Raw genomic sequence first — 12,270 nt, forward strand, 5'->3', positions numbered from 1 at the left:
TGGCTAAAAAAGGCTCGTCCCCGCGAGCCCGATGTTGCGCAACCAGAGACCATTGTTCACCGTGCCCGTGAAGCTGGTGGAGCCATCCGGCGAGATGGTCGAGGTCGCGAAGCCATCGACCAGGTTGTATTCCAGCTTGAGCACCACGGCCGAATCCTCGACGTTCCCGGAGGTGCCTGAGCGGATCTGCACATAGCCCCAGCCGCCCTGGTTGGAAACCTGATTGACCACGGCCTGCGGCAGGATATCCGTCATGTCGACGGCGCCCGTGCAGACCACGTTCTTGGCCGCGGTCGGCAAGGGCGCGGGCGCGAAGGGCTCGGAGCGCACCACGGTATCGCGGTCAATCATGCCCGCGAGCGTGCCAGCCCTATCGGGAGAAATGTAGATACTGACGCTGCAGGTTTCGCAATCGCGCTGGGTGCGCCCGCCCGCCCCATCCGAGACGGGCGTGACGAAGAAGCGCGTGGTCCATTCGCTCGGCGGCAGCAAGGCGACCCCGGCGACCCCCGTACCGATTCCCTGATCCAAGATCTCGCCGAGAAAGGCCAGTAACCCACCCTGGTTGCCCAACACCGGCCCATCCAGCGCTGTGTTCAGCGCGCGATAGCCAAAGGCCGCGCCACCCGCGATCTCAAGCATGATCGCCTCGCCATAGAGATCGGCGCCCGTTCCACCTTCACTGCTGGTATCGCCATCGTCGACGATCAGGAATCCACGCGCCACGCCCGTGTTGTTGGTACTGAACTGCACCGCCCCATAGGGCGCCAGGGTTTGTGGATCGTTGAAAAGCGGCCCGCTCCCCTCGCTGGCCAGAAAGACCCCGGAGGCATCGAAGGTCACCATGTCGTTGGCGCGCCCGGATGCCGCAACCTGCTTGATGCCCTCGTCCACGCAGGGCGTGGCCAGATCCGGGGACTTGGTGAAGTAGTTGAGATTCACCACCCCTTGGGGATCCTTGTTCACAACGGACACGATGGTCGCAACCGCCGAACTCCGAGTCATCACGGGGAACAGCATTGCATCCGCGTTCGCGACCTGCTGAACGGCGGCGGTCATGGCGACCACGCCCGTCACGCCGAGCGCCTTCGCCGTCTGAAAGCCACGCGCACCAATCGACTTTTTCATACGAGCCTCCTCCAGCGTTGTTGAATCCTGTTCTCAGGGAGTCGGGCCAAAGCGACCGGGCTCCCCATCAAGACCTCTCATCATCAGCCTAGGCGTCAACTCGGGTATCTTCAAGTCGTCTACAGTCATGGAGCACGCTTCGTGCGGATCACCGAGAACCCCGCCAACACAAGGCTTCACCTCGGCCAACTTGATCTCGATCAATAAAGCATCGACTTGCGCGACACATCATCTAGTTGGCGTTAAACTCCGCACCACAAGATATAGTGCAAACATCAGAGAACCACCATGGGAACCGGTCAGCCAAACTTTCCAACGCTGCCGACGCGCGTCCTCAAGCGCGACGGCATCGAAGTCCGTTTCGACGCCTCCAAGATCGAGTCCGCGATCCTGCGCGCCGGGCAGGCAACTGGGGAGTTCGGCCCATTGGAGGCCGGCCTGCTCACCGCCCAGGTCGTCAAGGTTCTCGCCCACCGTTTCGGTGAGGGGCGCCTGCCCGAAATCGAAGACATTCAGGACGTCGTCGAGCAGACGCTGATCAGCGCCAACCACTTCGAAACCGCGCGCTCCTACATCGTCTACCGCGAGCAGCACAAGAAGCTGCGCACCGACAGCCGTACCCTGGTCGACGTCGGCGGCTCCATCAATGAGTATCTGGACCGCTCCGACTGGCGCGTCGCGGCCAATGCCAACCAGGGCTACTCGCTCGGCGGGCTCATCCTCAACACCTCGGGCAAGATGATCGCCAATTACTGGCTGAATCACGTCTACCCGCCCGAGATCGGCCAGGCCCACCGCGAAGGCGATTTCCACATCCATGACCTCGACATGCTCGCCGGATACTGCGCCGGCTGGTCGCTGCGCACCCTGCTCAACGAGGGCCTGAACGGCGTTCCGGGCAAGGTGGAGGCGAGCGCACCCAAGCACATGTCGTCCGCCGTCGGCCAGATCGTCAACTTCCTCGGCACCCTTCAGAACGAGTGGGCCGGCGCCCAGGCGTTCTCGAGCTTCGATACCTACATGGCCGCCTTCGTGCGCGTCGACGGGCTCGACTACCCGCACGTCAAGCAGGCCATCCAGGAGCTGATCTACAACCTCAACGTGCCCTCGCGCTGGGGCTGTCAGACGCCCTTCACCAACCTGACCTTCGACTGGGTCTGCCCGGAAGACCTGCGCGAGCAAGTGCCGGTGATTGCGGGCGTGGAGCAGCCCTTCACCTATGGCGACCTCCAGGTTGAGATGGACATGATCAACCGCGCCTACATCGAGGTCATGACCGAGGGCGACGCCAAGGGCCGGATCTTCACCTTCCCGATCCCGACCTACAACATCACCCCGGATTTCCCCTGGGAGAGCGAGAACGCCGAACTGCTGTTCGAGATGACCGCGAAGTACGGCCTGCCCTACTTCCAGAACTTCATCAACTCCGAGCTGACGCCCAACATGGTGCGTTCCATGTGCTGCCGGCTGCAGCTCGACCTGCGCGAACTCCTCAAGCGCGGCAACGGGCTCTTCGGCTCGGCGGAACAGACCGGATCACTGGGCGTCGTCACCATCAACTGCGCGCGGCTCGGCCACACCCATAAGGGCGACGAGGCCGGTCTGCTGGCGCGTCTCGACGCGCTGCTGGACATCGCGCGCAACAGCCTGGAGATCAAGCGCAAGGTCATCAAGCGGCACATGGACGCCGGGCTCTTCCCCTATACCAAGCGCTATCTCGGCACCCTGCGGAATCACTTCTCGACCATCGGCATCAATGGCGTCAACGAGATGATCCGCAACTTCTCCGGCGACGCGGACGACATCACGACCCCGACCGGCCATGCCCTCGCCTGCCGCCTGCTCGACCATGTGCGGACCCGCATGGTCGAGTTCCAGGAAAGCACCGGGAGCATGTACAACCTGGAGGCCACCCCAGCGGAGGGGACCACCTACCGCTTCGCCCGCGAGGACCAGAAGCGCTTCCCCGGCATCATCCAGGCCGGCACGCGGGAGACGCCCTACTACACCAACAGCTCGCAGCTGCCGGTCGGTCACACGGACGACCCCTTCGAGGCGCTGGCCATGCAGGAAGCCCTGCAGAGCAAGTACACCGGCGGCACCGTGCTGCACCTCTACATGAGCGAGCAGATCTCCTCGACCGAGGCGTGCAAGCGGCTGGTGCGGCGCTCGCTGGAGGGCTTCCGCCTGCCCTACATCACGGTCACCCCGGTGTTCTCCATCTGCCCCAAACACGGCTATATCGCCGGCGAGCACCCCTATTGCCCGATCTGCGACCAAGAGCTGATCGCACGCAAGCTGGCCAAGCAAGACACCCCGGCGCTCCAGGCCGCCACCGAATGAATCAAGCACCGAACCGTCCAATCACCCCCCCAATGAACCCCAACCAGGAGCAGCACGCCATGACCGACGCAACCATCCAACTCGACGATACAGAACGGACGCCTTGCGAGGTCTGGACCCGCGTCATGGGCTACCACCGCCCGGTCTCCGCCTTCAACACCGGTAAGCGCGCCGAGCATGCCGACCGCTGCTACTTCAACGAGCAGCCGAAGGGCGCGCCGCAGCGCCGCGAGCAGTTGGTGGCGGCCTAATCTCCCCCTGGCCGCCGCCGCTCGGCGGCCAACGCACCTGCCATGCCAAACGTCCTCGACCGATCGCAGTCCATCGCCCCCTCGCTCAAACCAGGAAAGGATTTGGCGCAACCGCAACCGTCAGACGCAGACCCTCTGCGCATCGGCGGCTTGACCCGGCTGACCAGCATCGATTACCCCGGCGAGCTTGCCGCCGTCGTCTTCTGCCAGGGTTGCCCCTGGCGCTGCCGCTATTGTCAGAACGGCGACTTACTGGATGACGACAGCGGCGGGGGCATCTCCTGGTCAGAGGTCAGAGGCTTTCTCGAACACCGTGTCGGCCTGCTCGATGGCGTCGTCTTCAGCGGCGGGGAACCCACCGCGCAGCGCGCGCTCGCCGCCGCCATGCGCGAGGCCCGCTCGCTCGGCTACAAGATCGGCCTGCATACGGGCGGCGCCTATCCGCAACGCCTGAGTCAATTGTTGCCCTTGCTCGATTGGGTCGGCTTGGATATCAAGGCGCTGCCTGAGGACTATCCCAGTGTCACGGGCGTCCCAGGCTCTGGTGAACAGGCGTGGGAAAGCCTGCGCCTCCTTCTGGCCGCGGGGATTCCACTCGAGGTACGCACCACCCTCATGCCGGGCTGGACGCCAGACCTGGTTGGCGAGCTGGCCAAGACCCTCGCCGACGCTGGCGTCAGCAACTACTGCTTACAGGCCTGCGACAGGGATCACACGCTGGACCCCAGGCTTGCGGCGGGACAACCGGCGCGGACAGGGCTTACCGCGCAGGTTCGCCCTGAGTGGTTCTCCAGCCTGAGCAGCCGGGGAACCTGGCTGTAAGGATCCTTCCGGAAAACAAGCGGATCATCAAGGCAGGGGGCGGTTGGTCTGTTGTTTCCCGAAAATCGCCTAAAGGACAGCGCGCAGCGCAGAGACCAGCGCGCCGTTCTCTTCCGGCGTGCCAACAGTGAGGCGCAGGCAATCCTTCAGCAGCGGGTGGGCGCCGTTCAGATTTTTGATGAGCACCTTGCGCGCCTTGAGGCCGGCGAAGATCGCATCGGCCTGCCCCTCCGGCACGCGCACCAGGATGAAATTGGCCTCGCTCGGATAGGCGTGGATGCCGTCGATGCCGCGCAGCGCCTCGAACAGGTGAGTACGCTCGACACGGATGTCGTGGGTCTGCTGATCGAGCACCGCCTTGTGCCGCAGCGCGAAGACGGCCGACGCCTGGGTGAGCACGTTGATGTTGTAGGGCAGGCGGACCTTGTCGATCTCCTCAAGCCAGGGCCGCGGCCCCACCAGATACCCCAACCGCAAACCCGCCAGCCCCATCTTGGAGACGGTGCGCATCACCAAGAGATTTTCCCAGTCGCCCAAGAGTCCCAGAAAGCTGCAATCCGTGAAGGGTGCATAGGCCTCGTCGACGATGACCACGCCAGGCGCGGCCTCGATGATGCGGACGATGTCGTCGGCGTCGAACCGATTGCCGGTCGGGTTGTTCGGGTAGGCGAGATAGACGACCGCCGGCTGCTCCCGCGCGATGGCGTCCAGCATCGCCGGGAGATCGATGGAGAAGTCCTCGGCCTGAAGCGGAACGCCGACGTACTCCATCCCGGCGAAGCCCGCGATCATGCGGTACATGACGAAGCCGGGATCGACGGACAGCACCTTGCGTCCCGGCTGAGCCACCGTGAGGGCGATCATCTGGATCAGCTCATCCGAGCCGTTGCCGAGCAGCAGGCCCATGTCGGCCGGGATCTCCATGGCCTCGCGCAGTGCCTGCTGTAACGCCTGCCCCTGCGGGTCGGGGTAGCGATTGAGCTCGACGTCCCGCAGGGTCTCCAGCCACGCGGCCTTGAGGCTATCCGGCCAACCGTAGGGATTCTCCATGGCGTCCAGCTTGATCAGCCCCGCGGCCTCGGGCACATGGTAGGCCTTGAGCGCGCGGACCTCGGGACGCACCAGGGCATCGATCAACGCCTTCATCGGGGGGCTGCTCCGCGGTACTCCGCCGATCGCGCGTGGGCCGTGAGCCCTTCGCCGCGCGCCAGGATGGAGGCCGTCTTGGACAGCTCGGCCGAGCCCGCGTGGGAGGCCATGATGAGACTGGAGCGTTTTTGGAAGTCGTAGACACCAAGCGGCGAGGAGAAGCGCGCGGTGCGTGAGGTCGGCAACACGTGGTTGGGGCCCGCGCAATAGTCGCCGAGGGCCTCCGCGGTGTAGCGACCCATGAAGATGGCGCCGGCGTGCCGAATGCGCCCGGCGACGGACTCGGGATCCTCGATCGACAGCTCAAGGTGCTCCGGCGCGATGAAGTTGGCAACCTCGACGGCGTCGTCGAGATCCCGCACCCGGATGAGGGCGCCGCGCGCGCGCAGGGCGGTGGCGATGATCTCCTGGCGCTCCATGGTCGGCAGGAGCTTGTCGATGCTGGCGGCGACACGGTCGAGGAAATCGCCATCCCAGCTCACCAGGATGGACTGGGCATCCTCGTCATGCTCGGCCTGCGAGAAGAGGTCCATGGCGATCCAGTCCGGATCGGTCTGGCCGTCACAGACCACCAGGATCTCCGAGGGGCCGGCCACCATGTCGATGCCGACCTGACCGAAGACGGCACGCTTGGCCGTTGCCACATAGATGTTGCCCGGACCGACGATCTTGTCGACTCCGGGGATTGTCTCGGTGCCATACGCGAGCGCGGCGACCGCCTGCGCGCCTCCAATGGCGAATGCCCGGTCGACGCCCGCGACATGGGCCGCGGCGAGCACCAGCTCGTTCAGCTCGCCGCCCGGCGTGGGCACGACCATGATGAGCTCGGCGACACCGGCGACCTTGGCCGGAATGGCATTCATGAGCACGGACGAGGGATAGGCCGCCTTGCCGCCGGGGACATAGAGGCCGGCACGGTCCAGGGGCATGACCTGCTGGCCAAGCAGTGTCCCGTCCGCCTCGCGGTAGCTCCAGCCGCTCATCTTCTGATGCTCGGCATAGGCGCGGATACGCGCCGCCGCCGTCTCGAGCGCGACTTGCTGATCCGCCGGGATGGCGTTCCAGGCCTGCTCCAGGCGCACGAGCGGCAGCTCAAGATCGCCACCCGAGGCCGCGGCCCAGCGATCGAACCTGTTGGTGTAGTCGATCAAGGCCGCATCGCCACGCGCCCGGACGTCGCGGATGATCTCGGCGACGGTCTGCTGGACGCCGTCGTCCGACACGGACTCCCAGGCCAGCAGCTCGGCGATCCGTGCCTGATAGTCGGAATCCGTTGTCGCAAGGCGTTTGATATCGGTCACAACGATCACGCTTCCTCTATTGGATGAGGTCTCGATTGGATGAGGTCTTGATTGGATGCCGTGTCAGCGCGATCGGTCAGCCAGCGCCAACCGCCTCGCGCAGCCGCTCCAGCAGGACGGTCATGGCCTCATGCTTCATCTTCCAGGACGCCTTGTTGACGACCAGCCTTGAGCTGATGTCGGCAATGTGCTCCAGGGGGACGAGCCCGTTGGCCTTGAGCGTATTGCCGCTCTCGACCAGATCCACGATGAGATCCGACAGACCCACCAGGGGCGCCAGCTCCATGGAACCGTAGAGCTTGATGATCTCGACCTGCTCGCCCTTGGAGGCGAAATAGCGCTCGGCGCTGTGAACGTACTTGGTGGCGATCCGCAGCCGCCGGGAGACCGGGGTCTGGGTGCCCGGCAATCCGGCCACCATGAGGCGGCAGCGCGCGATACCGAGATCGAGCGGCTCGTAGAGCCCGTCACCGCCATGTTCCAACAGCACGTCCTTGCCGGCCACCCCAAGGTCGGCCGCACCGTACTGGACATAGGTGGGGACGTCGCTCGCGCGAATGATGACGAGCTTGACCCGCGGATTGCTGGTCTCGAGGATCAGCTTTCGGCTCGTCTCCGGGTCATCCAGCGGCTGGATGCCGGCATGCGCCAACAGCGGCAGAGTCTGCTCGAAGATGCGGCCCTTGGAGAGGGCGATGGTCAGCGGGGCATTCAGATTCATGGCGTCAGGGTTCCATTCCCACCGGAGATGCGCTCGATGTGAGCACCAAGGGTCAGGAGCTTTGCCTCCATGGTCTCATAGCCGCGATCCAGGTGATAGATGCGGTCGATGAGCGTCTCGCCACTGGCCACGAGTCCGGCCAGCACCAACCCGGCCGAGGCGCGCAGATCGGTCGCCATCACGGGCGCGGCGGTGAGCCCGGAAACGCCGTGACAGACGGCCAGATTCCCCTCGACGCGGATGTCCGCCCCCATGCGCTGCAGCTCGGGCACATGCATGAATCGGTTCTCGAAAATGGTTTCGGCCACCACCCCGACGCCCTCGGCGACCGCGTTGAGGGCACAGAACTGGGCCTGCATATCGGTGGGGAAGGCCGGATGCGGCGCGGTGTGGATGTCGACGGCCTTGGGACGCCGCCCGCGCATGTCCAGCTCGATCCAATCCGGCCCGGTGGTGATCTCGGCGCCCGCCTCCCGCAGCTTCTGGAGCACGGCATCGAGGCAGTCCGGCCGTGTCTCCTCGACACGCACCTTCCCACCCGTCATGGCGGCACCGACCAGGAAGGTTCCGGTCTCGATGCGATCCGGCATCACCCGATACTCGGCACCACCGAGGCGCTCGACACCCTGGATGTGGATCTGATCCGTCCCGGCACCTTCGATACGCGCCCCCATGGCAATGAGGAGCTGGGCCAGGTCGACGACCTCCGGCTCCCGCGCGGCGTTCTCGATCAGGGTCTCGCCGTCCGCCAGCGCCGCCGCCATCATGAGATTCTCGGTCCCCGTCACGGAGACCAGCTCCATGAACAGGCGCGCCCCCCTGAGGCGTTTCGCCCGGGCGCGGATGTATCCGCTGTCCACGCTGACCTCGGCACCCAGGGCACGCAACCCCTCGATATGCAGATTGACCGGACGGGCACCGATCGCGCAACCGCCGGGCAGGGAGACGTCCGCCTCACCATAGCGCGCGACCAAGGGTCCGAGCACCAGGATGGAGGCACGCATGGTCTTCACCAGCTCGTAGGGCGCAATGAAACTGGTCAGGGCGCGAGGCTCGACGCGAATGCGATCCGCCGCCTCCTGGGTCAGACTGGCGCCCATGCGCCCGAGGAGCGCCATGGTGGTGCTGATGTCCCTCAATCGAGGGACGTTCGTCAGCGTGACGGGGCCGTCCGCCAGCAGGGTCGCGGCGAGGATGGGCAGCGCGGCGTTCTTGGCACCGGATGCACGCACGCAACCCTGAAGTGCGCAGCCGCCGGTGATGAGGAGTTTGTCCATTGATTTCAGAAAACGCAGAAAGAAGGAAGCGAGGCCAAACGGCGATCAAGCGCCGATCGGCAGAAGGCGATGCAGGTTCGAGACGGCGGCGATCCGGCCAAGGGACTCTGGGAGGTGGAGGTAGGTCAAGCGCAGCCCGCGCGTGCGCGCCATGTCCATCCATTCGAGCAGGAGGGCAAGCCCCGCGCTGTTGGCGGACTCGATGCCGGACAGGTCGACCTCGACCTGCTCCAGACCCCGACTCTGCGCGCCCTTGAGAAGGACATCCCCCTCCTTCGCCAGGCGCGGGACCGTCATGAAGTCGAGGACGCCGGACAACCGCCAGCGCCCGGGCTCCGGGGCCGTCAGGCGTGTTTCCGTCACCCTTGGCCCTTGCGGTTCATGTCCGACAGCTTGCCGATGAGACCGTCGACACCACCCTGACGGACCTCGTTGGCGAAACTGCTGCGGTAGTTGCCGACCAGACTGGCATTGTTGATCACCACGTCATAGACCTTCCAGCCGCCGCCGCTGTTGTACATGCGGTAGTCCACCGGAATGGGCGACGACCCGGCCTCGCGCACCTCGGTCGAGACCGTCACCGTCGACGGGCGGCTACCCGGCTTGACCGGTAGATAGCGGATCTCCTGTCCCGAATAGCTCAGCAGCGAGCGCGCATAGGTGCGCACGAGCACCTGCTTGAAGCCATCGACCAGCTGGCGCTGCTGGGCCGGGTTCGCCTGACGCCAGTATTGCCCGAGGGCACCCTGTGTGATGCGCTCGAAGTCGAAGTGAGGCGCAACGATGCTCTCGATCATCCCGTAGATCAGGGATGGATTGCGGTCGACCTCGGCACGGCGTGCTTGCAGGGTCTCCAGCATGCGCTCCGACGTGCGCTTGACGAGCGCCGTCGCCTCGTCCTGCGCGGCCAGAAGAGTGCTGCTCCACGCCAGAGGCGCGAGCAACAGGATCAAAAGAAGAAATCGACGTCTCGGAAGCATTACCCGCTCTCACCTGCTTTCTTGAAAAGGAATTGTCCGATCATCTGCTCGAGAACCAGTGCCGACTGGGTATTGGCGATCTCGCCGCCATCGCGCAGAAAATCCTGGCTACCGCCGGGCTCGAGTCCGACGTACTGCTCGCCGAGCAGACCGGAGGTGAAGATGTTGGCGAAGGTGTCCTCCGGAATGGAGTCCACCTCGGCGTCGATCCGCATGCTCACGACCGCCTCATAGGTCGCCTTGTCGAAACGCACCGCCTCGACGCGCCCGATTCGCACCCCGGCCATGGTCACGGGCGAGCGCACCTTGAGGCTGCCGACATTCGCAAAGCGCGCGGTCAGTTGATATCCATCACCACCCGCGCTGAGGTTCAGGTTGCTCACCTTCATCGCGAGAAAAAACAGGGCTACGATCCCCAGGGCCATGAAGACCCCGACCATCAATTCCACGTTTTGCCGCTTGGCCATGCCTTAGTCTCCGAACATCAGCGCCGTCAATACGAAGTCCAGCCCCAGGACCACCAGGGCCGAGTGGACCACTGAGCGCGTCGTCGAACGGCTGACACCGATCGAGGTCGGCACCGTGTTATACCCCTGAAAGAGGGCGATCCAAGTCACGACCACACCGAAGACGAGACTCTTGACGACGCCATTGACCACGTCGTCGGAGAAATCGATCTTCGCTTGCATCTGACTCCAGAAGGCGCCCTCGTCGACGCCCAGCAGCCCGACCGCCACGAAGTAGCCGCCGATCACGCCGACAGCGCTGAAGATGGCCGCGAGGATCGGCATGGCAATCACGCCGCCATAGAACCGCGGCGTGAGGATTCGGCGCACCGGGTCGACCGCCATCATCTCAAGGCCGGACAGCTGCTCGGTCGCCTTCATCAGGCCGATCTCCGCCGTGAGCGCCGAGCCCGCGCGACCGGCCACCAGGAGGGCGGCGACAACCGGCCCCAGCTCCCGCACCAGCGAGGCGGCGACCATGACCCCGAGGCTCTCCTCGGCGCCGAACTGCGCGAGCACATAGTACCCCTGAAGCCCCAGGACCATGCCGACGAAGAGTCCCGACACGCAGACGATGAGGAGCGAGAGCACGCCGATGTTGAAGACCTGCTCACCGAGCAGACGGGGATGGCGCAGCACCTCGCCCGAGCCACGCAGGATACCGCCGAGCAGCAGGTGCGCCCGCCCCAGCTGCGTCAGCGCATCCAACACGCCTCGCCCCAGTCCCGCAACGGCGCCCAGTAGCATCAGGCGGCACCCCGCAGACGGAGATCCTGATCGAGCGGCGGCGCGGGATAGTGGAAATGCACTGGCCCGTCCGGCAGACCATCCATGAACTGGCGCACCCAGTCCGAGCGATCCTCGGCGATCTCCGCGGGTGTGCCGCGCGCGACGATCCGCCCCTGCGCAATCACATAGAGATAATCCGCGATGCCTGCCGTTTCCCGCACGTCGTGCGAGACCACGATGCTGGTGAGCCCCACCGCGTCATTGAGCTGGCGAATGAGCTGGATCAGCATGCCCATGGAAATGGGATCCTGGCCGGTGAAGGGCTCGTCGTAGAGGATCATCATGGGATCGAGCGCGATCGCCCGCGCCAGCGCGACGCGCCGAGCCATGCCGCCCGAGAGCTCGCTGGGCATGAGGTCGCGCGCACCGCGCAGACCCACGGCCTCGAGCTTCATGAGGACCAGCTTGCGCAGCAGCGTGGGGCTCAGCCGGGTGTGCTCGCGCAAGGGGTAGGCGACGTTGTCGAACACGCTCAGGTCCGTCAGCAGGGCGTTGGCCTGGAAGAGCATTCCCATCCGGCGACGCAGCCGGCAGAGTTCCGCCTTGTCGAGGCGCCGAACCTCCAGGCCATCCACCTCGATGCTACCCGCGTCGGGCTGGAGCTGGCCGGTGATCAACTTGAGCAAGGTCGTCTTGCCGGTTCCGCTCGGCCCCATCACAGCCGTCACCGCGCCGCGCCGGATATCCAGATCCAGATCCTCGAAGATGACCAGGGAGCCGCGGCGATAACTCAGACCACGGATCCGCACGATGGGCGCGTCCTCCGGAGCCGGACCCGAAGGGGCTGGCTCGCGGACCCGATCGGTCTCGCTCGCGGCCAGGCACGTGGGTACCTGCGGCGTTGGATGGGGGTGCTCTTCCGAGCCAACGCCTTGCTCCCTCACACTGTGCCGCGCGCCTGAGCCTCGCCTAGCCATGGTCTGATACTGAATCTGGTGCGCCATTGGCGAAACTCTGAATTGTCGCGAGCGCGTGTCGAAGCGTCAAGATAGCCGACGATCCA

General features: G+C 65.1%; 13 protein-coding genes. 3 read left to right on the top strand and 10 right to left on the bottom strand.

Annotation, left to right across the window (positions count from 1 at the left end; translation table 11 throughout):
• Positions 1-3 precede the first annotated feature (3 nt).
• Positions 4-1,128: a hypothetical protein gene (locus CKO23_RS03855; RefSeq protein WP_200328442.1), complete on the bottom strand. Its 1,125-nt coding sequence runs from the start codon at positions 1,126-1,128 to the stop codon at positions 4-6.
• 288 nt (positions 1,129-1,416) lie between these two features.
• On the opposite strand from CKO23_RS03855, the gene CKO23_RS03860 reads away from it, so the two are divergent.
• The 3 genes from CKO23_RS03860 (at position 1,417) to CKO23_RS03870 (ending at position 4,544) form a co-directional block, all read left to right on the top strand.
• Positions 1,417-3,471 (top strand): ribonucleoside triphosphate reductase, encoded by a 2,055-nt coding sequence (locus CKO23_RS03860; protein WP_200328443.1) that lies wholly within the window; start codon positions 1,417-1,419, stop codon positions 3,469-3,471.
• Positions 3,472-3,530: 59 nt separating this feature from the next.
• Positions 3,531-3,722, top strand: a complete 192-nt coding sequence (nrdD, locus tag CKO23_RS03865; protein ID WP_200328444.1) for an anaerobic ribonucleoside-triphosphate reductase — start codon at positions 3,531-3,533, stop codon at positions 3,720-3,722.
• A gap of 102 nt (positions 3,723-3,824) precedes the next feature.
• Positions 3,825-4,544, top strand: a complete 720-nt coding sequence (locus CKO23_RS03870; protein ID WP_242482200.1) for an anaerobic ribonucleoside-triphosphate reductase activating protein — start codon at positions 3,825-3,827, stop codon at positions 4,542-4,544.
• A gap of 69 nt (positions 4,545-4,613) precedes the next feature.
• Here the strand turns inward: CKO23_RS03870 and hisC are convergent, their stop codons facing one another.
• The 9 genes from hisC to CKO23_RS03915 all read right to left on the bottom strand — a co-directional run bounded on the left by hisC (position 4,614) and on the right by CKO23_RS03915 (position 12,019).
• Entirely contained in the window at positions 4,614-5,690 is a 1,077-nt protein-coding gene (gene hisC, locus CKO23_RS03875) for a histidinol-phosphate transaminase (RefSeq protein ID WP_200328446.1), read from the bottom strand.
• Complete coding sequence (gene hisD / locus CKO23_RS03880; RefSeq protein WP_200328447.1) at positions 5,687-6,994, bottom strand: histidinol dehydrogenase; 1,308 nt, start codon at positions 6,992-6,994, stop codon at positions 5,687-5,689. Before hisD ends, hisC begins: the two co-directional genes overlap by 4 nt.
• A 76-nt stretch (positions 6,995-7,070) precedes the next feature.
• Positions 7,071-7,715: an ATP phosphoribosyltransferase gene (gene hisG, locus CKO23_RS03885; protein ID WP_200328448.1), complete on the bottom strand. Its 645-nt coding sequence runs from the start codon at positions 7,713-7,715 to the stop codon at positions 7,071-7,073.
• Positions 7,712-8,992, bottom strand: a complete 1,281-nt coding sequence (gene murA / locus CKO23_RS03890) for a UDP-N-acetylglucosamine 1-carboxyvinyltransferase (protein ID WP_200328449.1) — start codon at positions 8,990-8,992, stop codon at positions 7,712-7,714. The genes hisG and murA overlap by 4 nt, the downstream gene beginning before the upstream one ends.
• A gap of 45 nt (positions 8,993-9,037) precedes the next feature.
• On the bottom strand, positions 9,038-9,355 hold the full coding sequence (locus CKO23_RS03895) for an STAS domain-containing protein (RefSeq protein WP_200328450.1): 318 nt from the start codon (positions 9,353-9,355) through the stop codon (positions 9,038-9,040).
• Positions 9,352-9,972, bottom strand: coding sequence for an MlaC/ttg2D family ABC transporter substrate-binding protein (locus CKO23_RS03900; RefSeq protein ID WP_200328451.1), 621 nt, complete (start codon positions 9,970-9,972; stop codon positions 9,352-9,354). Before CKO23_RS03900 ends, CKO23_RS03895 begins: the two co-directional genes overlap by 4 nt.
• Positions 9,972-10,439: an outer membrane lipid asymmetry maintenance protein MlaD gene (gene mlaD, locus CKO23_RS03905; RefSeq protein ID WP_200328452.1), complete on the bottom strand. Its 468-nt coding sequence runs from the start codon at positions 10,437-10,439 to the stop codon at positions 9,972-9,974. The genes CKO23_RS03900 and mlaD overlap by 1 nt, the downstream gene beginning before the upstream one ends.
• A gap of 3 nt (positions 10,440-10,442) precedes the next feature.
• Entirely contained in the window at positions 10,443-11,225 is a 783-nt protein-coding gene (gene mlaE / locus CKO23_RS03910) for a lipid asymmetry maintenance ABC transporter permease subunit MlaE (protein WP_200328453.1), read from the bottom strand.
• Entirely contained in the window at positions 11,225-12,019 is a 795-nt protein-coding gene (locus CKO23_RS03915; RefSeq protein WP_346014562.1) for an ABC transporter ATP-binding protein, read from the bottom strand. Before CKO23_RS03915 ends, mlaE begins: the two co-directional genes overlap by 1 nt.
• Positions 12,020-12,270 lie beyond the last annotated feature (251 nt).

This window comes from Thiocystis violacea (assembly GCF_016583565.1).
GTDB classification, from domain to species: domain Bacteria; phylum Pseudomonadota; class Gammaproteobacteria; order Chromatiales; family Chromatiaceae; genus Thiorhodococcus; species Thiorhodococcus violaceus_A.